This is a genomic window from Burkholderia sp. BCC1972 (assembly GCF_905339605.1).
Classification (GTDB): Bacteria; Pseudomonadota; Gammaproteobacteria; order Burkholderiales; family Burkholderiaceae; genus Burkholderia.
In genome coordinates, this window is sequence record NZ_CAJPGH010000020.1 from 92,552 (window position 1) to 114,062 (window position 21,511).

The 21,511-nt window shown below is 63.8% G+C and carries 14 protein-coding genes; 10 read left to right on the forward strand and 4 right to left on the reverse strand.

All coding sequences use genetic code 11. From position 1 onward, the window contains the following. Positions 1-3 precede the first annotated feature (3 nt). Together U5798_RS25650 and ppk2 are read left to right on the forward strand one after the other, a co-directional pair. Entirely contained in the window at positions 4-1,398 is a 1,395-nt protein-coding gene (locus tag U5798_RS25650) for an OmpW/AlkL family protein (protein WP_322083610.1), read from the forward strand. An 88-nt stretch (positions 1,399-1,486) separates the two neighbouring features. Then, on the forward strand, positions 1,487-2,434 hold the full coding sequence (gene ppk2 / locus U5798_RS25655) for a polyphosphate kinase 2 (protein ID WP_124447983.1): 948 nt from the start codon (positions 1,487-1,489) through the stop codon (positions 2,432-2,434). Between the two features lie 60 nt (positions 2,435-2,494). Here the strand turns inward: ppk2 and U5798_RS25660 are convergent, their stop codons facing one another. Next, complete coding sequence (locus U5798_RS25660; RefSeq protein WP_322083640.1) at positions 2,495-3,082, reverse strand: YigZ family protein; 588 nt, start codon at positions 3,080-3,082, stop codon at positions 2,495-2,497. 113 nt (positions 3,083-3,195) lie between these two features. Beyond that, the gene (locus U5798_RS25665) at positions 3,196-4,053 is read right to left on the reverse strand and encodes a LysR family transcriptional regulator (RefSeq protein ID WP_322083611.1); all 858 of its coding nucleotides are present in this window, start codon (positions 4,051-4,053) and stop codon (positions 3,196-3,198) included. Between the two features lie 130 nt (positions 4,054-4,183). Between U5798_RS25665 and U5798_RS25670 the strand changes: the two genes are divergently transcribed. Together U5798_RS25670 and U5798_RS25675 are read left to right on the forward strand one after the other, a co-directional pair. After that, positions 4,184-4,762 carry a DUF4865 family protein gene (locus U5798_RS25670; protein ID WP_322083612.1) on the forward strand — a complete coding sequence of 193 codons (579 nt, stop codon included), beginning with the start codon at positions 4,184-4,186 and terminating at the stop codon, positions 4,760-4,762. After that, positions 4,762-4,884, forward strand: a complete 123-nt coding sequence (locus tag U5798_RS25675; protein ID WP_260434796.1) for a hypothetical protein — start codon at positions 4,762-4,764, stop codon at positions 4,882-4,884. Before U5798_RS25670 ends, U5798_RS25675 begins: the two co-directional genes overlap by 1 nt. A 73-nt stretch (positions 4,885-4,957) precedes the next feature. On the opposite strand, the gene U5798_RS25680 is transcribed toward U5798_RS25675, so the two are convergent. Beyond that, complete coding sequence (locus U5798_RS25680) at positions 4,958-7,159, reverse strand: glycoside hydrolase family 3 C-terminal domain-containing protein (protein WP_322083613.1); 2,202 nt, start codon at positions 7,157-7,159, stop codon at positions 4,958-4,960. A 589-nt stretch (positions 7,160-7,748) separates the two neighbouring features. Here U5798_RS25680 and U5798_RS25685 point away from each other — a divergent pair. The 4 genes from U5798_RS25685 (at position 7,749) to U5798_RS25700 (ending at position 15,693) form a co-directional block, all read left to right on the forward strand. Then, positions 7,749-10,178: a glycosyl hydrolase family 28-related protein gene (locus tag U5798_RS25685; protein ID WP_322083614.1), complete on the forward strand. Its 2,430-nt coding sequence runs from the start codon at positions 7,749-7,751 to the stop codon at positions 10,176-10,178. A gap of 832 nt (positions 10,179-11,010) precedes the next feature. Continuing rightward, entirely contained in the window at positions 11,011-12,786 is a 1,776-nt protein-coding gene (locus U5798_RS25690) for a serine aminopeptidase domain-containing protein (RefSeq protein ID WP_124447969.1), read from the forward strand. A 424-nt stretch (positions 12,787-13,210) separates the two neighbouring features. Beyond that, the gene (locus U5798_RS25695) at positions 13,211-14,401 is read left to right on the forward strand and encodes a glycosyltransferase family 4 protein (RefSeq protein ID WP_322083615.1); all 1,191 of its coding nucleotides are present in this window, start codon (positions 13,211-13,213) and stop codon (positions 14,399-14,401) included. Between the two features lie 38 nt (positions 14,402-14,439). Next, positions 14,440-15,693, forward strand: coding sequence for a flippase (locus U5798_RS25700; protein WP_124447967.1), 1,254 nt, complete (start codon positions 14,440-14,442; stop codon positions 15,691-15,693). Positions 15,694-15,826: 133 nt separating this feature from the next. Here the strand turns inward: U5798_RS25700 and U5798_RS25705 are convergent, their stop codons facing one another. Continuing rightward, entirely contained in the window at positions 15,827-17,008 is a 1,182-nt protein-coding gene (locus U5798_RS25705; protein WP_124447965.1) for a polysaccharide biosynthesis/export family protein, read from the reverse strand. 497 nt (positions 17,009-17,505) lie between these two features. On the opposite strand from U5798_RS25705, the gene U5798_RS25710 reads away from it, so the two are divergent. Both U5798_RS25710 and U5798_RS25715 read left to right on the forward strand, forming a co-directional pair. Further along, positions 17,506-19,821: a GNVR domain-containing protein gene (locus U5798_RS25710; protein WP_124447963.1), complete on the forward strand. Its 2,316-nt coding sequence runs from the start codon at positions 17,506-17,508 to the stop codon at positions 19,819-19,821. Positions 19,822-20,042: 221 nt separating this feature from the next. Further along, positions 20,043-21,467, forward strand: coding sequence for a DUF6418 domain-containing protein (locus U5798_RS25715; protein WP_124447961.1), 1,425 nt, complete (start codon positions 20,043-20,045; stop codon positions 21,465-21,467). Positions 21,468-21,511 lie beyond the last annotated feature (44 nt).

Sequence of the window (21,511 nt, forward strand, 5' to 3'; positions counted from 1 at the left end):
CCGATGGCGAATCGCGACACGTGCCGCCGCCGCGCGCGGCCGGGTTCCGCGCGTCCGCTGTCGCGCTGGCTCGGCGCGACGCTGTTCGCATGCGCGGCCGCCGCGCACGGTGCGCCGCAGCCGGACGGCGACGCGGAACCGCGCTGGCAAGCCGGCGCCGACGGCATCGGCTTCTGGCCGGGCGGCGACGCGGACGGGTTCGATGCGAGCGCGTGGGCGACCGACGCGGGGCCGGCACGCGGCGGGCGCAACGGCGCTTCGGCCGACGCGGCGCCACCCGACGCCGTCCCGCTGACCGCACGCAAGATCACGCTCGGGCAGCGAACCGGCGGAGCGGGGCGCGCGTGCGCGGCAGCGCGCGACGATGGCGTGGACGGTATCGGCTTCGACGACAACGATGCGGCCGGCGGCTGCGATTCGGCCGCGCCGCATGACGCACCGGCAGATGGCGCCCCGGCCGGCGGCGTCGTCCACGCGGACCGGATGCCGTACGAACTGCATCCGGTCGATCCTTCGCGGCTGCCCGACCTGCCGGCCGCGCAAGCGCCGCCGTTGCTCGAGCAACTGGCGGGCGACGACCGCAACATGGTCGGCCTCGGCTGGCACTTCATCGCGACGACCGGCCGGTCGACGCCGGTGACGACGCGCACCGACGCGCTCGGACTGAACAGCTTCCAGAACCAGGGTTCGAGTCTGTCGCTCAGCAATACGAACACGCTGGCGTTCACGTTCACTCACTTTTTCTCGGAGAACTGGGCGGCCGAACTCGGGGGCGGCATTCCGCCGGTGCTGACGTTGCGCGGGCACGGCAGCATCGCGCTGCCGCTCGATCGCATCTTTGCCGGCGTCCACGGGCGCTTTCCGCTGATCGATCTCGCGAACACGCAAAGCAACCCGCTCGCGACCACGCGCGCGTGGCTCGGCTCCGTCGTGTTCAAGTACTACCTGGGCGAGCGGGACGATCGTTTCCGCCCGTTCGCGGGCATCGGCATCAGCTACACGCGTTTCACGAACACGAACCTGAACCCCGTGTTCCAGCGCAAGCTGGCGTCGCTCGGCGGGCTGCTCGCGGCGGGCGCGGACATCGGCAGCCTGCAGTCGCTGCTGCTCGACCCGGCGTTGTTCCAGCGAATCTGGGATGCCGGCGGCGACCTGCTGCTGTCGGGGAAGACCAACGTGTCCGCGAAGGTGAAGAGCGTGTGGGAGCCGGTGTTCACCGTCGGCGCGAGCTACCAGCTCACGCGCCGGCTCTGGGTCACCGGGATGGTCACCTACGTCCCGCTGCGGACCAGGATCACGCTCGACATCAGCCAGCCGAACCGGACCCTCGCATCGAACACGTTCGACATTTCGGCGAACCCCGTGCTGGCCAGCGTGCTGCTGAACTTCCGCTTCTGACGGGCGTGGCCGCCCGTTTTCATGAATTTGACGCGCGACACTGGGATAATGGTGGAGTTTGGCTGCGTCAATGACGGAAGGAGGCCCCATGGGCGACAACGATACCCGCACCGAGACCGACAACCTCGATACGAACTCGATGGAAGCGCGCCAGCGCCGTTTCGAAGAGGATCTCGTCGACGCGTACGACGAAGAGCTCGAGATGGAACTCGACGACCGGCGCTTCGACGACGGCGACGCATTGCTGTTTTCGCAAGAGCGCCGCGAGGCGCGCAAGGAATATTTCCGCGAGCTGTTCCGGCTGCAGGGCGAGCTCGTGAAGCTGCAGGACTGGGTCGTGAGCACCGGGCATCGGCTCGTCGTCATTTTCGAAGGGCGCGACGCGGCCGGCAAGGGCGGCGCGATCAAGCGCATCACGCAGCGTCTGAACCCGCGCGTGTGTCGTGTCGCCGCGCTGCCTGCGCCGAACAACCGCGAGCGCACGCAATGGTACTTCCAGCGCTACGTCGCGCATCTGCCGGCAGGCGGCGAGATCGTGCTGTTCGACCGCAGCTGGTACAACCGCGCGGGCGTCGAGCGCGTGATGAATTTCTGCACCGACGACGAGTACGAGGAGTTCTTCCGGTCGGTGCCCGAGTTCGAGAAGATGCTCGTGCGCAGCGGCATCCAGATCGTCAAGTACTGGTTCTCGATCACTGATCACGAGCAGGAAGTGCGCTTCCAGGCGCGGATCCAGGATCCGCTGAAGCAGTGGAAGCTGAGCCCGATGGACCTCGAAAGCCGCCGCCGCTGGGAGGCCTATACGGCCGCGAAGGAAGAGATGCTGCAACGCACGCACATTCCGGAAGCGCCGTGGTGGGTCGTGCAGGCCGTCGACAAGAAGCGCGCGCGGCTGAACTGCATCCACCACCTGCTGAGCCAGGTGCCGTATCACGAGGTGCCGCACCCGTCGATCGACCTGCCGCCGCGCGAGCATCACGAGGATTACATCCGCCGGCCGACGCCGGACGACATGATCGTGCCGGATACTTACTGACGCCGGAATGCGTCAGGCTTGATCGGGCACAGCGGGGAAGGTGGGTGCCTTGCCCGCGCGTCAAAGCGCCGGGAAACCCGCGCGCCCCTGCGTCAGGTCGAACAGCGCGGTTCTCGCATCGGCCTCGGCGGTTTCCGGCAGCTTGATCACCAGCTTCACCGTCATCCCGTACGCGCTGTCCACCAGTTCGTACGCGGCCTGTTCGATCCAGCGGCGCACGCGCGCCTCCTCGGGGTAGCCGATCTCGATCGCGAGGCGCGTCTGGCGAATCCGCTCGACACGCTCCGCATCGAGCAGCGCCGAGGCGATCGCGTCCGTATAGGCGCGCACCAGGCCACCCGCACTGAGCTTCACACCGCCGTAGTAACGCACGACCGCGCCGAGCACGCCGTCGAGATCGTGATGACGCAGCACTTCGAGAATGGGGCGGCCAGCCGTGCCCGACGGCTCGCCGTCGTCCGACATGCCCGACTGGCCGCCGGCCAGCAATGCCCAGCACACATGGGTGGCCGTCGGGTGCTCGTCGCGCAGGCGCTGCAGCACCTGCATCGCGGCGTCGCGGTCGTCGACGGGGATCGCGAACCCGATGAAGCGGCTCTTGCGGATCTCGAGTTCGGTCGTACGGGGTGCGGATAGGGTGTAAGTCACGTCGATCGTCAGGGGCAAGCATGCTCGATGCAATCGCCTGCCCGTATTCCGGATGTTGTCTGTCTCGGCGGTCGCGGATGCGCGGCGCCTGTCGAAGCATACCGCGCCCGGCGTCAGCGCACGCCGACCGACGCCCGCAGCGCCGCGCCCAGCGTGCGCAACGCTTGCCTCGCCTGCGCATCGGTCTGGTTCGAGTAAAGCACCACGTCGCGCGCCGGCAATGGCGGCAGCCCGTATTGCGTGCCCACGTCGATCGTGCCGGCGGGCGCCACGCGATGCCCGAGCGCCGCGACGGCGAGCCCCGCGGACACCGCCGCGCCGATCGTCGCGACACCGCCGCCGACAAAGACTTCCGTCCACGCGACACCGGCTTCGTCCAGCGCGCCGACCGCCATGCGGCGCACGCTGCACGGCTCGGCTTGCGTGGCCAGCCGCAGCGGTTGCGGCGGATGGTACTCGAAATCCGCCGCCGCCATCCAGCCGAACGACTCCGACAGGATGGTTTCGCCGTCGAGCCGCCGGCTGTCGTGCTGCAGCGCGACGGCCGCGTCGAGCTGGCCGCGGTCGAATGCATCGAGCACGTCGCGTGACGCCGCGACGCGGATCTCGAGCACGAGCGCCGGTTCCGCTTCGCTCATGCGCCGCAGCAGCATCGGGAGATCGGCGCCGACGACATGGTGGCTGACGCCGATCACCAGCCGCCGCTGCCCCGTGCCGAATGCGCCGACCGCACCGTGGTGAGCGGCGACCAGTTCGCGTGCCGGCTCCAGGAACGCGGCGCCGTCGGCCGACAGGCGCACCTGCCGCGGCGTGCGTTCCAGCAGGCGGCGGCCGAGACCGTCTTCGAGCCGCTTGATCTTCAGGCTCACCGCCGACTGCGTCGTGTCCATTGCCTCGGCGGCCCGGGTGAAGCTCTTGAGGTCGGCGGTCAGCACGAACGCCTGCACGGCTTCGATGTCGAGCGTTTTCATCGCGCACTCATCCATTTTAAAAACGAATCATTGAAATATGATGCCATCGTCTTTTCAAATGATTCAAGGTCTTCTACGCTGTTCCCAAGCCGTCGTGATGTCCCGCCGTTTCTTTCGCCAGGAGTCGATCATGCTGACCGCGTACTACGTGCACCGCCTGCCGGCGGACTACGACCTCGAGATCATCCGGAATCGCGTGCGCGAGCGCGGCAGGCTGTGGGACGACACGCCGGAATTGCTGTTCAAGGGGTTCCTGCTTCGCGAAGCAGGCCGTTTCGGCGCGACGGAAAACGGTTATGCGTCGTTCTACCTGTGGCGCAGCGAGCAGGCGTTCGCCCGCTTCGTGACGGACGGCCGCTATCGGGTCGTGACGGACAGCTTCGGGCGCGCGCCGATCGACGCGCAGGTCGCGCTCGATGCGCGCAAGGGCGCGGCAGCGACGGGACGCTTTGCGCGTCTGGAAACCCTCGATATTCCGGCGGATGCCGATCTCGACGCGACACTTGCACGAGAGATTGCGCGTAATCGCGAAGTCGCGGCACGGCAGGGGGTGGTGGCGGCTGCCGTCAGTCTCGATCCGCTGCGCTGGCGGCTGACGCGTGCGCTCGTCACGGATCACGAACCGGACGACGGCGCGGCCGGCACGGTGTACCAGATCCTGCATCTGGCGCGGCCGCTGCTCGACACGCTGGAAGCGGGCGGTGCGTGATGGCCGGCATCGCATCGCGATTGCCGGCCGGCCTGGTGGTTGCCGCGCATCTGGCCGGCGTGGCGGCGGCGATCGTCGTGATGGCCGCGCTCGCGACGGTGCTGGCGCTGCTGCTCCGGTAGCGCCGTTCGGATGATCGGCAGGCACGGGGAAGCCGGGCACGCGGCGCGCGGCTCCCCGCTGGTCCGGCGGCGATCAGTTGCCTTGCAGCCGGATATCGCGCGACGACGCACCGACATACACCGTCCCGCCCGATACGACCCGCCAGCCGTTACGCGACGTGTCCCACACGCTCTGCATGCGAGGCGATACGTTCACGCGCACATGCCGCGCCTCGCCCGGATTCAGCCGGATCTTTTCCCAGCCGACCAGCCGCTTCGGCGGTTCGTCCTTGTACGGCACGCCGAGATAGACCTGCGGCGTTTCCGCGCCGGCGACGCGCCCGTCGTTGCGCACGGTGAAGGCGACGCTCAGCGAGCCGTCCCATTGCTTCGACACCGACAGCCCCGAATACGCGAAGTGGGTATACGACAACCCGTGGCCGAACTCGAACATCGGCTTGATGTTGCGCGCGTCATACCAGCGATAGCCCATGTTCAGCTTTTCCGCGTAGACGGGGTCGTTGTCGAACGCGCCGTTTTGCCCCCAGGTCGGCGAATCCTGATCGCGCGCCGGGAACGTGACGGGCAGCTTGCCCGACGGATTGACCGCGCCGAACAGCACGTTCGCGATCGCCTTGCCGCCGGCTTCGCCCGGATACCACGCCTCGACGATGGCGGACACGTTGTCCTTCCACGGCATCAGCACCGGATTGCCGCTCTGGACGACGACGATCGTGTGCGGATTCGCCCGCGCGACGGCTTCGACGAGCGCATCCTGGTTCGACGGGTTCGCGAGGCTCAGGCTCTGCAGGTCGCCGAAATCCTCGCCGGCCGGCTGCGCGACCACGACGATCGCGACATCCGAGCGGCCCGCGAGCGCCGCGGCCTGGTCGATCTCCTGCTGCGTGTACGCGCGGAACGGCGACTGCTGGTCGCTGTTGCCCGCGTACGTGACCTGCGCGGCCGGCGCGAGCGCGCGGATCGCCGCGACGATCGGCACGTCGACCTTCAGCCACGGATTGCGCCACCAGCTGCAGCCCGTCGACGAACCGAACGTCAGGCCGCCGCAGCCCGCGAACGAACCCGAGACCGGATCGCGCGTGTTGCCGGAACCGCCGCCGGACAGCACGGCCGTGTCCGCATGGCCGCCGATCACGGCGATACGCGACAGCGCCGACGCGGCCAGCGGCAACTGGTTGCCGTCGTTCTTCAACAGGACGATCGACTGCTCGGAGGCCGCCTGCGCGAACCGGTTTGCCGCGGCGAAATCGATCGTGCCGCCGCCCTTGGCCGGATCGTCCATCACGCCGACGCGGATCATCACGGCGAGCTTGCGGCGCACCATGTCGTCGAGGCGTGCGGTCGACACCGAGCCGTTCGCGATCGCCTGCTTGACCGCTGCCGGCGTCAGGTACACGCTCGGCCCGACGTCTTCTTCCTCGTCGAGCCCCGCGTTGATCGCGGCCGCGGTGCTGTGCGTGGCGCCCCAGTCCGACTGCACCTGGCCCTGGAAGCCCCATTCGTTTTTCAGCACGTCGTTCAGCAGGTGATTGTTTTCACACGCATACGCGCCGTTCAAGCGGTTGTAGCTGCACATCACGCTGCCGGGTCGACCGCGCTTCGCGGCGATCTCGAACGGCAGCAGGTAAAGCTCGCGCAGCGTACGCTCGTCGATCTGCGTGTTGCCGCCCATCCGGCCGTGCTCCTGTTCGTTGCCGGCGTAGTGCTTGATCGTCGCGATGACCTTCTGCCGCTGCGTGGCGAGCGTGCGTTCGGCGAGCAGGTCGCCGGCGAGCAGCGGGTCTTCGCCGAGATACTCGAACAGGCGGCCGCCGCGCGGCTCGCGCGCGAGGTTGGTGCCGCCGCCGAGGCCCATGCCGAACCCTTGCGCGCGCAACTGGATCGCGACCTGCTTGCCGAAGTCGTACGACAGGCGGCGATCCCAGCTCGCGGCGACGGCGATCGTCGCGGGGAACGTCGTGCTGGCCTGCGACGTGCTGCCGGAGCCGGTCGCCGAATCGACCATGTTGAGATCGGGAATGCCGAGCCGCGGCACGCCCTGGATGTAGCCGGCGCCGCCGCCCGGCACCTTGGACATTTCGTATTGCGAATGAATGAACTGAAGCTTCTCGTCGAGCGTCATCTTGCGCACGAGCAGGTCGGCGCGTCGTTGCGCGGCGGCCGACGCGAATGTATCGGTCGCGTCGCCCTGCGAATTGAAATCGGCGTCGCCGGCGTAGGCGGTGGTGCAGAGGGTCGCTGCCAGCACGACGGCCGGCCAGAGTTTGTCTCGCATGTTGTTCTCCATGATCGTATTGCCGGTTGTTCGGATGATGTCTGGAGCTGCGCACGACCGGTGGATTCGCACCGGAGGTATTCGGCTGGCGCTGCAGGGTGGTTGCGCGTCGGCACGCCAGGCCAGGCGGGGAATCGTTACGGCCGGTTGGGCCCGATCGAACATCGAGGACGGCGACGCGGACCGTCCCGCACGGTCGATTCGGATGTAGCGATTCTCCGCAGCGACCAATCGTACGAATGTAGTTTGACTACAGCATCGGTGTTTCTACCGATACGTACGATCTTTTTTGGATGAGGTGGGGCGGCGAGGTGGAAAGGTGGTCAACGTTCCCGATTGCGGCTGTGCAGCAGTGTAAGAAGTGCCTGCGCGCCACGTTCTCGAGGGCGATACGGCGAGGCATGCGTTCCAGGTTGTTGCGTGCGCATCGAACCTGGCTTAGGCCATTTCACGCACTGTTTGTCGAGATTGTCGCCTCTATTCTGGAATGGGCGAGCACAAACGATCGTGCTCGCCCATTCCATTCGGATTCCCCCATTTTTTGACTTCTTTGCATCGCGATTGAATCGCGGCGATATGGAGCGCTTGAATGACAGCAGAATTTCCGGCTACATACGTTGTGGGTAACGCGACGGGTCTGACCGCCCGGCCGCTGCTGCAGGAACTGGTCGACCTCCCGATGAGCGTGAGGCGGTTCGGGGTGAAGGGTGACGGCGTGACTGACGATACGGCGGCACTCCAGGTGGCGCTCAATGCCGGGATCCCGCTGTATTTCCCGCCGGGGACTTACCTGTACAGCAATACGCTGACGGCAACGGCATCGATCGTCGGAGCCGGGTGGGACTCGATCCTGCAATGCACGACGTCGCACGGACAGAATTCGGTGATCTACTGGAGCGGCGCCAGTAATTTCAAAATCCGGAATCTGCAATTCTTTTCAGTGAATGCGACCGCGTATTACCCCGACGAGAACGCCGGTTCGATCAACTTGCAGGGCTGCAGCCAGTTCGAAATCTCGGGATGCAAGTTCAATAATTCGGCCGGCGGCGGCGCGCTGATGCGCAGTTGTGTCAACGGCAAGGTGTTCGGCAATACGCTGCTCAACATCTGGCATGACGGCATTCATGTGACGAAGGCAAGCGCTGATATCACGATTACGAACAACGAAGTGATCAACGGCGGCGACGACGCGTTTGCGGTGGTGGGTTATTTCAACGAGGGCGTCCGGCCCCGCCGTGTCACGATCGCAAACAACCGGGTCGTCGGAACCAAATATGCGCGTGGCGTAGCGATCGTCGGGGCGCAAGACATCACGGTGACCGACAACCAGATCTACAACCCGATGGCGGCCGGCATATATGTCGCATCGGAGTTGACGAGTGTTTACCAGTCGTACGGCAACGACAATGTGACGATCGCGAACAACGTTCTGGATACGTGCGGCGTTCAATCGAATATCGGTGCAATCGTCAATTCGCCGAATGGACCGATCGGCTATGGGGCATTGGTCGTGACCGCAACTGCCGGATTCAACAACTCGCATATCACGATCGTCAACAACACGATCAAGAACGCTGCGGGAACGCCGATCGGACTGTGGCAACCAGCTGGAAACAACATTCACGTCAACATCTCGCAGAACACGATCAGCAATGCATGGGATCCCAACAACAAGAACGGATTCCCGTTGACGACGATCGGTGCGACGTCGGCATCGATGACACTGAACTTTGCCAATACGCCTGGCGTCGCGGTCGGCATGACCGCGTGGTATTTCAATGGATCGACGAGCGTACAGATCGGTATGGTTGTATCGGCGGGCACTTCGACGGTCACGCTGGACAGGAAAGCGACCGTTCCCAGTGGTGCGGCCGTGATCTTTTCGGGCGTCGGCCTGTTCGGGGCGACGATTTCGTCGACGGCTTCTGCTGCGAGCGGCGCCACCGTGCTCACGTTCTCCACGACGACGGGCGTGACTTGCAACGATCTCTACGGTTTCGGATCGCCAGGCGATGAAACGACCGGCGTCTCGATCGGGCAGACCGTCAGCGGTCCCAACATCGCGGCTGGAACCTTCGTGACCGGTGTGACGGCGACTTCAGTGACGCTCAGCAAGGGCGTGACGGGCACCGTCGCAAATGGTGCCGCCATCGTATTCACGCCGATGGTCTGCATGGCGTCGCAGACCATCGTGACCTCGGCCGCGTCGGCGGCAGGGACCAACACGCTGACGTTTACGCCTTATCCGTCGGCGCGTGGCTGTGCAGTCGGCCAGGGGGTATCCGGAGCGAACATTCCGACAGGCACGTATGTAACCGCGGTGTCGGGTAATGGCAACGGTCCGACAGTCACTCTGTCGAACAACATTACTGGAACCGGAATCGCAAACGGCGCGTCCATCACGTTCACAGGGACTGGGGGATTGAGCGCGGTGTCCGGAATTGCCTTGTACAACACTCGCAATTGCATCGTTTCGAAAAACCAGCTATCCGGCATATCAAAGGACGGGATATACGTGGATGGCTCTTGCGCGAATGTCACGGAGATCAGCGACAACGTCGGAGAAAACATCGGCTGCTGCAATGGACTCGCCCGTTTCATAACGATCGGAACGCTTGTCGCCGGCGCATCTCTCAAAGTTCGTGGCAATTACATGGCTCAGCCCGTCAATTATCCGCGGGCGATCGACACGCTGATTTCCTCGAGTTCGTGGAGTTCTACTGCGTGGGGCGAGGACAACATCGCTCAGAACGGATTTGTCGGTCTTGGGGTGCAGCTCAACCCGGTCGCGCAGACGGTCGGTCCTTCGCCATGGACGTTCGCGAACCGCAACCTCAGCGGGGTCAGCATGTCTGTTACCGGCGGTACCGTATCGTCGATCGCCGTGTCGCGAAACGGGCAGGCGGCCTATGCCGCCGGCTTGACGAACGGTCTCATCGATCTGAAGCCAGGCGATGCGATGACGGTCACCTATAGCGCTGCCCCGACGGTCGTGATGATTCCAAGACTGGGGCAATAGCGGTTGTGCGGAGCCTGATGCGGCGGACCGATATTCGTGTGACGAGTTGAGTGAGGTTCCTCACATACGTACGGTGCCGGACGGTGTTCAATCGTGTACTCCGGCGCGCATTGTCGCGCCGGAGTACGACCGGCTCGACAGCGCCATGGCGATCGAGTGCCGATGATGCCGCCAGGGACAATCGACCGGGCGGGTTCGCGACCGGGCGCAGATCTGCACGTCGACGGACGAACGCCAATATGGCTCACGCGTGCCGAGCGGTCGGTTGGGGCGACCGTGCGCGACCGGTAATGCGAGCCTTGCGTGGAAGCGGCGCCGCAAGTCCGAGACGGTGTGTTGTGAAAATGTAATGTGACGTACGGAACGCGTCGGGATTGGATGGCTTAATCGCCGCTATCCGAGCAGGTTGTCGTGTCTGGCCTGTCAAGCTGATCCGGGGGAACGAACAGAAATGTAACGTCGTCCGAACTAATAAATTACCAAGACCAATCTCAACTCAGAGGCGCTTGCAGGTCAGGCGATCCTCGACAGGCACTCGCCGGACCCGGACGGTCACGCGGGTGTTTTCACATACAGGCGTTTCCGTGGGAACCCAAATCGATACGCAAGGACGGAGCCGGTTACGGGGAGCCGGCTCGCATCGTCGCAACGTCAGTCGTTCCCGATTCGGTTTATTCGGCCAGGCGTACATGCAGCCTCGTTCCGGCCGCGAGTTAACGCTCACCCGGACGCACGCGCAGCCGTCTCCGGTGCCCGGATGCCTGCTTCGCGGCATGCGGCAGGCATCCAGCGGCGCGACGAACCATCAGGTGTATGGCGAAAGGACCGGATCATGACACCCATTCAGTTCAACGGATGTGTCGGCTGGTTTCACGCGGGCCATCGCCCACATGGCATCGTGATTTGCGAGCCGCTCGGTCACGAGGCGCTCTGGCTTCACAAACTCGTACGCGCGCTCGCCGAGCATCTCGCCGAGCGCGGCTTTCCGGTGCTGCGATTCCACTATCCCGCGAGTGGCGACTCGCTGGGCGACGAACATGACGCCGACCGCTTCAACCACATGCTCGAGAGCGTTCGGCATGCCGCCGATGCGCTGCGCGAGCGTGTCGCGTCGGACACGCTGACGCTCGTCGGCGTGCGCGCCGGCGCCGCATTGGCGCTCCTCGCCGCGGACGGCATCCCCGGATTCACGCGCTTCGTCGCGCTGGCGCCGGTGGTGCGCGGCCGCGGCTACCTGCGCGAGCTTTCTCTCGTCGCGCAACGCTGGCTCGACAACGTGCCGCCGGCCGTGCGGGAGGCGGTTCGAGACGAACGGCCTCTCCACGTGCTCGGGCACGCGTATCCCGACGATCTCGTCGCGGCACTGCGGGGCATCAACTTGTGTGAGTCTGCCGGACAACTCCAGGCGTTGCCGGCGCGCGCGCTGCTCGTCGATACGCCGTACGGCGACGGTCCTGCGCTGTCGGACGCGCTCCAGGCACGCGGTGTGCCGGTCGATACGCGGACCTGTCCCGACTGGGGCGGCCTCATGCGGGAGCCTGTCTGGTCGCGGCTGCCCGAAGGATTGCTCGATACGATCGCGAACTGGGTCGACGATGGTTCCGATGCGGCCGTGCGCGCTCCCGTGCGGGGTGCCGAGTCAGCCATGACCCTGTCGGGCGAGGGCTGCATCGAGCGAGTGATCTCCGTGGGGCCAGGGCGGCTGGTCGGCGTGTTGTGCGAACCGGCCGGCAGCACCCGGCGTGCTGCCGCGCCGACGCTGTTGATCACCAATACGGCGGCCAATCCGCATGTTGCCGACGGCCGGTTTGCGGTTCGACTTGCCCGGTCGCTCGCTGCATCGGGTATCAGCAGCCTGCGCGTCGATTCGAGCGGCGTCGGCGACAGCGGCCCGCGTGCGAGAGACGATCAGTCGGACGTTCCGTACTCGGACCAGGTGATTGACGATATTGCATCCGCAGCCGACTGGCTGAAGGAACAGGGACATCGCGAGATCGTGGCGTTCGGGATTTGCTCCGGAGCGTACGCGTCGCTTCATGCCGCTGCGCGCGAGCATTTCGCCGGCGTGATTGCGGTCAATCTTCCGGTTTTCATATGGCCACGGGGAGAAACACTCGCGAATGCCGTCAATAACCAGACCAATTCGATGCGCGGCTATTGGGCGTCGCTGCGCAGCCGCCACAAGCTGCGTCGGCTGATGCTCGAAGGGCGCGATCTGCGGCCGGTCCTGCGTGCCGCGTTCCGTTTCGTCACGGGCGTCATGACCGTGCCCATCAAACGTGTCGGCGAGCATTTCGGCTGGTGTCCGGGTTGCGAGACGCCTCGGGGATTGCTGCGAGACATGTCGGCGCGCGGCATCCGTACCCATCTCGTCTACGGCACATTCGATGCGGGCGTCGACTCGCTCGTCCGGCATTTCGGCCCCGCATCCCGTGCGTTCGCGCATTGGCCGAACGTATCCGTCGATATGCAGGACGCGCTCGATCACTCGTTGCACGGCAACGCCGCTGCGCAGTACGTCGTCACGCGTTGTACCGAAATGCTTGCCGGCTGGTACGCGCCGGCCGAATTCGCGGCACCCGCGCAGCCGGAGCACGCGCATTCATGACGTTCGGGCAGACGTCGCGCGCGGGCCCGGCCTACCGGCGATCGCGGCGTCTCTCCCGTGCGGGCGCCTCGGCAGCGAGGCACCAGGGAGCACGCCGGCGGCGGTTTTGCCGGAGTCTCCGACTAACGTAACCGGGCGAACAGTTCCGCCGCTTCGGTCGCCTTATCCTGACAGTGTCGAATTTTCATGGGGTCGCCTTTTCGCAGGCGCCATCGCGACTCCGTTCAGGAATGACAATGAAGCCAGAGTGCCGGGAACATCGGAAGTGGAATCTGCGTCACCGCGAGCGGGTGGCGCACGATCGGGTGCATGCGACACGGGATGACGCCGGTTCGCGAAACGCGCGTGCAATGATCGGGCCCTGCCGTGCAGGCGATGACGCGGCCTCGCGCTCACGGCATTGCGTTCGCCGAGGCCGATCGTGATGCGTGTGCTGGTGATCAACGACTTCGCTCGCAAGGGCGGTGCCGAGGAAGTGTACCGTGTGTCCGTCGACGTGCTGCGTGCCCGCGACGGCGTTGTCGTCGAAACCTTCGACGAGCGTGCACTACCCGATGTCGAAGGCGGCGGGCGTGCAAGTGCGTGGTCACCTGCGGCCGCGCGTGCGCTCGTTGCGCTGCTCGATCGGTTTCGACCGCAACGAATCCTCGTGCACAACTACCACAACCGACTTTCGAGCGCGATTCTGCCGGTGCTCGCGCGCTACAAGCAGCACTCGGGATGTGGCCTGTTCATGACCGCGCACGATTACCATCTGTTGTTCTACAACCCGAGCCTGCTTGTCTATCCCCGCGGACGCGCGCAACCGTTGTCGATCGACCTGCTGCATCGCAGCCGGCGCGTCGCGCTGAAGGCCAGCCCGCGCGGAATTCTTCACGACGTCGCGAAGAAGTTGCATTGGCATGCGGTCGATGCGCTTTTCGATCCGCTTGGCCTGTTCGACGAGATCCTCTGCCCGAGCCCGTTCATGCGAGATCTCATCGCGCAGTGCGGCCGAACTCCCGCCACACTGGTGCCGAACCCGATCGACTCGACGCTGGTTCCTCGTCCGCCCAAGCCCGTCCGGAGCGATCGCCTCGATCTTGCGTTCGTCGGACGTGTGGATGCGGACAAAGGCCTCGGCCGGTTTCTCGCGCTCATGAGCGAATCGGCCGGCGATGCGATTGCGTCGCTTACCGTTTACGGCGACGGGGCCGAGCGGGCCGACCTGGAAAAACGTTACGCGATGCTCGTCGAATCGGGGAGGCTGCGCTTTGCCGGGCGCCTCGATCATGCAACGTTGTTCGCCGCGCTGCCGACGCACGATGCCCTCGTGTTACCGTCGATCTGGGTGGAAAACGCCCCCCTCGTGATCGTGGAGGCGGCGATGCTCGGCCTGCCGGCGCTCGTGCACGACATCGGAAGCCTGTCGACCTTTGGTGACGAGATCGGTAACAAGATCCTCTACCGGAGCACGGCCGAAGGCTTCGCGCATGCGCTCACCGAACTGCGCGCGCACCTCGATAGCGACAATCGTCACTACGACTGGTCGCGTTACTCGGTCGAATGCTACGCGTCGTCGCTGTGTGCCGTACTTGGCATCGGCACGGATGTACCGCGAACGTGGGCACATTGACAGTTGGCACACTGTTTCCTCTCAGCCCGTAAAGCACGATGACCGCTGTCCGAAAAAATTTTACGTTGTTGTTCGCATTGCAAATCTCGACGTACGTCGTGCCGCTCGTCACGTTGCCGCTGCTGACGCGCGTGCTCGGCCCCCTGCAATACGGGCGGTTGTCGTTCGTGCTGGCGGTGACAACGTATTTCATCAATCTGGCCAATTACAGCTTCGACCTGACCGCAACGCCGCGTGTCGCGCTGGCGGACGGCAGGGTGGAGCGATCACGGATTTTCTGGGCAACGGTGTGTGCCCAGTGGGCGATCACGGTCGCCGGCTTCGCCGTGCTCGTCGCGCTGACCCTGCTCATCCCGCATTTCGCGGCGGAGCGCACGGCGCTGCTGATCGGGTTCGGGATGGCGGTCGGTGCCGCGCTGACGCCGGGCTGGTACTTTCAGGGCATCCAGAAGCTGAGCGTCTACAGCGTCACGGTGGTCGTGTACCGTGCATGCAGTGTCGTTGCCTTCTTCTTGTGGGTGCGCACGCCGGACGATCTCCTGCACGCGGTTGCCATCAACGCGGCGGTGCCGTTGCTGTGCGGAGTGACGTTGCTTGCCTACCTGTTCCTCCGCCGCGAGATCGACAGCGTCCGCGTGCGGTTCGCCGACATCGCCGCCGCGCTCAAAGGCGGCTCGCAGGTGTTTCTGGCATCGACGTCGATCTCGTTCTATGCATCGACCAATACCATCCTGCTGAGCATCGTCTCGGGCAGTGTCGCCGCCGGTTATTTTTCCGCTGGCGACAAGTTGATCCGGGCTGCGGTCGGCCTGCTGCAACCGCTGAGAGCCGCAACCTATCCGCACGTCACGTATCTGATGCATCACGCGCGTGACGACGCGTTTGCATTCCTGCGAAAGCTGATCGTGCTGCAGGGCGCGTTGGTGCTGGCCATGTCGGCAACGATCTACGCATGCGCACCGCTCGTCGTCCGGATCCTGTACGGCAGCTCGTTTGCGCCGACGGTCGGCGTGCTGCGTTGCCTGGCACTGGTGCCGTTCATGGCATGCATGACGGATCTGTTCGGTGTTCAAACCATGCTGCCGATGGGCATGAAGCGCGCCTTCAGCATCATCCTGATCTCGTCCGGTGTGCTGAACGTGACGCTGCTGCCGCCGCTTGCCATGCTGTTCGCGGAGCGTGGCGCGGCGATCGCGGTGTTGCTCGCCGAAACGGCCGTCGCCGTCGCGCTCGCGTATGTCCTCTGTCGTGAGCGGGTCGGTCTGATTAACCTGTCGGCACGTTCGGGCTGAGGCGATTCGTGCGCCGCCGGCGAGGAGGCGGCGATGGAAGCGTGATGCAACGGATTCGCCATCCTTCCGAACGGCAGCCATTGTGCGATGCGAGTCGACAGGCGTCGCCGTTGCCGTCCCTCCGACAAGCCGCTTACTTGGTGATGAGCGCCCCGGTCAACCCCGCGCTGATGGCGGGCAGCAGCAGGTTCAGCACGCGGCTCGCGCGGACCAGCCCGGTGTTGTCGACATACACGATATCCTTCGACGCGAGCGGGAACTGATTCGCGAGCAGCATCGAGACGGGCGACTTCATGTCGAGGTGATAGATGACCGGCTCGCTGTCGGCGGCCTTGCGCAGCACGAAAACCTGTTGGGCGTTCGACGTCTGCTGGTTGAGCTGGCCGGCCTCCGAAAGCGCCGCACTCAATGTGAGCGAGCCATCGCGTTGGGGCGGCACGGCCGTCGGCTTGTTCACTTCGCCCATGACATAGACGGGATTGTCATCGCGCGCACCCACATGCAACAGGTCCCCCGGCTGCAGCATGATGGCGGCGGGACTCTTGCCCGTCTTCATCATCTGCGCGACGTTTACGGGATAAGTCGTGCCGTTGCGACTGATCGTCACGCGACTCTGATCCGCGCTCGGCGCGAAGCCGCCCGCGCGATTGACCGCTTCGACCAGGGTCATCGGAATGTCGTTGATCGCCTGCGAACCGGGGGCGCGCACTTCGCCGTCTACGTACACTTGCTCGGCGCGGAACGATGCGACGCGAACGGTCACTTGCGGTTTGATAAACACTTTCCTGAGTTCGGCATCGAGTTCCCGCTGGACCTGCGCCGAAGTCTTCCCGGCCGCGCGGATCGGCCGCGTCACGTACGGGAACTGCACGTTGCCGTCGCTATCGACCACGAAACCGGGTGCTGCGTCGGACGATTTCGTGTTCTGCGTGGGCTGGCCGACAGCGGCAGCGAATTCGGGGTGATCCCACACCGTGATTTGCAGCACGTCGCCCGGGCCGAGCTTGTAGCCACTCGGCTTGCCGAGCAGATTGCCCGGAATCGGCGACGAGGTGCGCTGCTTCTGCTCCGTGTGAATCTGGTTGATCAGCGTCAGATCGATCTGCTTGACCGGCACCTTCATGTCACTGGTCACGTCGCCATTGTCGGCGGTCGTGACCGGCAATGCAGCCTGGTCTGCCATGTGCTGGCCCGGCGCGAACGCACACGCCGAAAGCAGGGTGGAAATCGCCACGGACAGCGCGGCGCGCATTCGACGCGCTGCATGGTCGTTCTTTTTCAGCGCGAGCGTATCGAACAGCTGGTGGTTGTTCATGTCGTCATTCAGCATGGTAAACCGGCTGGTCTGCCGGCCGGATATGACCCGTATTTAGAAACAATTTAAATTAATTTAATACTTGCCGTGCCTTCGAGTTTCTGGCGTTTCTCGTCTCGACATCCTGATATCGGCGGTCATGCGTCCGGCTGCGCCATCAAGCCCGCAATTGTCATGGATTGTCGAAAGGGGAAGCGACGGGCACTTAACATAGCACGAGACAGATGGGCAACCGAGAGATTCGCGCCATCAGTGCCTGTTAATGTAAGCCATCGCACTTAGCGCGTCGGGTATTTATCGCATAGTGGCCCGGACAAACAGAATCATTGGGGTTCCTGGGGCAAGGGTTAAGTGGCGCACTTTTTACCGACCTGCAGTCGGATGCAGGGCAGGCGCCCACGATGGCCCGGCCTGGCAAGGGTGTCGCGCGGCACGCGTGACCACGAGCACGCGGCGCCACGAGAAACCTGGCAAGGTGGCAATTTGGGAGTTTATGCATGGCATTGGATAAGCGTTCATCTAATGAGTACCGAGACGGCGCGGGAAATATTTCCCGCGACGCGACTCGCTTTACGCTGACCGAATTGCTGGAAAATGTGTTTTATTATCGAAATGCATTTATTTCTGTTTTTCTGGGGTGCCTGCTGTTGGCGATCGTGTATGCGATGTCGGCGACACCGATTTATTCTGTTGACACATTGATACAGGTCCAGGAAAACAAGCATAGCGCGCTGGGTTCGCTTTCGGAGATTTCGAATGCGCTCGATATTCAGAACTCCGCCGTCATCGGCGAAATCGATATCGCTCGCTCGCGCACGGTCGTCACCCAGGCGATCGAGAAAACCGTCGCGCAGGCGGAAGTTTCAGTCAGTAATCGGATTCCGCTCGTCGGTGGTTTTCTTGGTTCGATCCTGTCGAAGGATGCGGATGGTCTCGTCAAGCCGTTGTTCAATACACCGTTCTGGGCGTGGGGCGGTGAACGAGTCGAATTCAGCAAATTCGACGTCCCGGATGCACAGCTTGGCAAAAAACTGGAGTTTGATTATCTCGAGGGCAACCGTTTCCTGTTGAAGGACAGCGATGGCCAAACGGTGTTGAAGGGCGTCATCGGCCAGCCGAGCGAAGGCAACGGCTATCGCGTGGAGGTGTCGCGGATCGTGGCGCGCCCCGGTACGGAGTTCCGGGTACGGCGGGTTGCCACGTCCGTTCGACTCGACGCCGTCCTGACCAAGCTGGCCGGCGCTGAAACGAAACGCCAGTCGGGCATCATGCAGCTCAGTCTCGAGGATCCCGATCCTGTGTTTGCCGCGCGGCTGCTCAATGCGATAGCCGCGGCCTATCTGGATATCAACGCGAGACGGCGTTCAGACGACGCGGAACGCAGCCTGGCGTTCCTTGAAGCGCAACTGCCGGCGGTGAAGGCACGGCTGGAGCAGGCGGAGCAGGCGCTGAACACGTTTCGCAACTCGCAAGGTTCGATCGATTCGCAGGGCGACGTCAGGCTGCTCATTGACCAATTGGCGCTGGTGGACAAGTCGCGGCTCGAAGCCAAGCTCGAGTATCAGGACTTGTCGTCCAAATATGTAGCCGGACAGCCTCAGATCGCGGCCGTGGTCAACAAGCTGAAGACGCTCGATCAGCAGGCGGCCGAATTGAAAAGCAAGGTGGCGCACTTGCCGTCGCAGCAGCAGACCTATTTGCGTCTGGCGCGAGACGTCGAAGTCAATAACCAGCTCTATGTCGGCTTGCTGAACAACACGCAGCAGTTGCAGATCGCGAAAGCGGGCACGGTCGGTAATGCATCGATCATCGACAAGGCCGATGTGAGCGACAAGCCGATTCGGCCGAAGCGCATGCTCGTGATCGTGCTGGGTGCAGTGGTCGGGCTGATATTGGGCGTTGCCGTGGCACAAGGCTTTGCATTGTTTTTCAGGCGTGTTCGTGATCCGAAGTATCTGGAAGCAATGGCCGGCGTGCCGATGCTCGGTGTACTACCGTCGTCGCCGCGGCAGATCGAGGCCGACCCGAGCGACAGGTCGGCTTTCATGGCGGTGAGCGAGCACCCGGATACGCCGCTCGCCGAGGCGATGGCGAATCTGGCCATGCTGTTGCGTTGCAGGATGAGCGCGGATCGGGGCAAGGCGACGACTGTCCTGATGACGTCGCCCGAACCGGGGCAGGGCAAGTCGATGATCTCCGCCAATATTGCTGGTCTGTTTGCGGCCAGCGGCCTGAAGACCCTGCTTGTGCGCGCCGATGCGGGCCAAGGGAGCATCGACCGACGCGTGCCGGCGAAATACGAGAAGGGTTTGTCGGATGTGCTGAAAGGCTCGATCGATCTCAGGAAGGCGATCGCGCGCGTTCAGGAAAATCTCGACATGCTGTCTGCCGGAAAACAGGTCGATCGCGTGCCGAACCTGTACGGCACCGAGAAGCTGGGGGCGCTGCTCGCCTCGCTGCGCGGCGAATATGACGTGATCATCGTGGATGCGCCGCCGGTTCGTCCGGCAGCATACGTCGCCATGTTGTCGAGGTTCGCCGACATCACGTTGATGGTGGCGCGTCAAGGTTCGGTCAGCTACGTCGATGTGGCGGACGCGATCGAGAACCTGAACAAGGTCGGTGCGAACGTGGATGGCCTGGTGTTCAACGGCTTCGCGCTTTCACCGTTGCGCCACGGCTATTACGCGAACGGGAACCGACACGCGAAGGAAACCCGGGCGCAGGCCGATCCTCGCTACGTCGCATCCGATACGTTGTGGTTCAGGGCATGGACGCGCGTAAGAAAGGAGCTGCTCAGAAACGTTGCGTGATGTCGAGCAGAGCGGAGCGCAGAAAATGAATCATCGGATCATGGCGAAACGAACACCTCAAGTCGATACGGATACGGCACGAGCCATGCCGTTCGTCGGGTCATGGTTGATCCGGCCTTCCCGGACGCGGTTTGCCATGGTCCTGAGCGCCCGTGATGATCAGCCATGCGCCGCCGGGTACGGGTGCATGACGGATGGCGCGAATTTCGGGTTGCGGCACGATGGATAGAACGACGGGAGCATTGGGCGGCACGGGAGGCTTTGTTTCCGCGAACAGCTTGATCGGGTTGACGCTGTTCACGCTCGCATTGCTGTTCAACGCGGTGATGCCGGCGCTCGGCATGAAGGAGTCGAGCGCCTTGTGCACGTTTCTGCTGGCAACACTGGGGCTCGTCGCCCTGGTCAAATCGCGCCCGGTGTTTGCCATTTCGATGCTTTACGTACTGGCGATCGGCATGACCGCATTCCTTGCAGGCGTGGGATTGGAGGACGGCGGCTATCTGACGGAAACCGACGTCATCGGTGACGCGACAGGGGCGTTCAGCCGGCTCCTTTCGTTCTATCTGATTTTCGTCGTCTGTGCGTTCGTTGCCTTCGATCGGTTTCTGGACGAACGCCCGGCGCGCGAGCCGATCAAGGCACGGATCACGTTTCAACCGATCAGTATCGTGATCGGGTTCGGGCTCGCGGCCACGATCATCGCGATCGGCGTGATCGCGGGTCTGACGTCCGGGTTCTCGTTGTTTTCCGGCATCAATCGATACGCGCTGCGGAATGATTCATCGAACGGGACGATGTTCAACCTGTTCCTGAACAATCAGTCCTTCATGGGTTTTCTGCTGGGCACCATTGCCACCAGTCCCGACAAGCGCATCCGAGCGGCGGCGATCCTGACGATGGCTGTCGACCTGGCGCTCAACGTGATGCATGGCGAGCAATTCATGGCAGTGCTGCACATCGGGTTGTGCTCGCTGGCGCCGTTCATTTCGATTCATGCGATGAACGGCAAGCCGGTTGTCCGCTTTCTGGGTATCGGTGCGGGACTGGCGCTGTTGCTGGGTGCCGTTTCCATTGTGTACTCCTACCGCGGGCAGGGGCTCGAAGTTGCCGACATGCTTTCGTCGCGCTTTCTGCTTCAGGGCCAGCCGTGGTACGTGGTCGACAACGATGCACACCTGTTCACGGCGCCGAGGCTGGGTGGCACGGACGCCTTCTGGCGCTTCGTGAACTCGCTCGGTTCCTGGACCATGCCGACATTTTTCGACGATTCCGAACCGAGCGGCTTGCGTGACTTGATGAAGTCGTACACCGAGCCGAGCGTGCTCAGGGCCTACATGTTCGACGACGTGACCTTCACGATGGGGAACATGGCCGTGCCCGTGTACTGGTTCGGCTATGCCGGAGGCGCTCTCTTCATCGCGATGACCGGCCTGGTGTACGGCGCGCTCGGTGCGCTGCAGATTCTGGTGGCGATGCGCGGCGGGGTCGTGATGCTATGGCTGATGGCGAAGGTCTTTTCATATGCAACCTTCGCCGTTCAGCAAGGTGAATACTGGATGATGTTCGGCTCGCGTACGGCTTTTTATGCAGTTCTCGCACTCGCCTGGTGGTACTGGGTCGATGCGAGGCATTCGGATCCCAAATGAACCCGGCCAGCCGCCTTGTGCCTTGAGTCTTCACCATTCCAGTC

Excerpts from the sequence above, each read along its gene's own strand:
- U5798_RS25695 (WP_322083615.1), top strand. The coding sequence starts at position 13,211 with ATGCGTGTGCTGGTGATCAACGACTTCGCTCGCAAGGGCGGTGCCGAG.
- U5798_RS25710 (WP_124447963.1), top strand. The coding sequence starts at position 17,506 with ATGGCATTGGATAAGCGTTCATCTAATGAGTACCGAGACGGCGCGGGA.
- U5798_RS25700 (WP_124447967.1), top strand. The coding sequence starts at position 14,440 with ATGACCGCTGTCCGAAAAAATTTTACGTTGTTGTTCGCATTGCAAATC.
- U5798_RS25675 (WP_260434796.1), top strand. The coding sequence starts at position 4,762 with ATGGCCGGCATCGCATCGCGATTGCCGGCCGGCCTGGTGGTTGCCGCG.
- U5798_RS25685 (WP_322083614.1), top strand. The coding sequence starts at position 7,749 with ATGACAGCAGAATTTCCGGCTACATACGTTGTGGGTAACGCGACGGGT.
- U5798_RS25665 (WP_322083611.1), bottom strand. The coding sequence starts at position 4,053 with ATGAAAACGCTCGACATCGAAGCCGTGCAGGCGTTCGTGCTGACCGCC.
- ppk2 (WP_124447983.1), top strand. The coding sequence starts at position 1,487 with ATGGGCGACAACGATACCCGCACCGAGACCGACAACCTCGATACGAAC.
- U5798_RS25680 (WP_322083613.1), bottom strand. The coding sequence starts at position 7,159 with ATGCGAGACAAACTCTGGCCGGCCGTCGTGCTGGCAGCGACCCTCTGC.
- U5798_RS25650 (WP_322083610.1), top strand. The coding sequence starts at position 4 with ATGGCGAATCGCGACACGTGCCGCCGCCGCGCGCGGCCGGGTTCCGCG.
- U5798_RS25705 (WP_124447965.1), bottom strand. The coding sequence starts at position 17,008 with ATGAACAACCACCAGCTGTTCGATACGCTCGCGCTGAAAAAGAACGAC.
- U5798_RS25670 (WP_322083612.1), top strand. The coding sequence starts at position 4,184 with ATGCTGACCGCGTACTACGTGCACCGCCTGCCGGCGGACTACGACCTC.
- U5798_RS25690 (WP_124447969.1), top strand. The coding sequence starts at position 11,011 with ATGACACCCATTCAGTTCAACGGATGTGTCGGCTGGTTTCACGCGGGC.
- U5798_RS25715 (WP_124447961.1), top strand. The coding sequence starts at position 20,043 with ATGGATAGAACGACGGGAGCATTGGGCGGCACGGGAGGCTTTGTTTCC.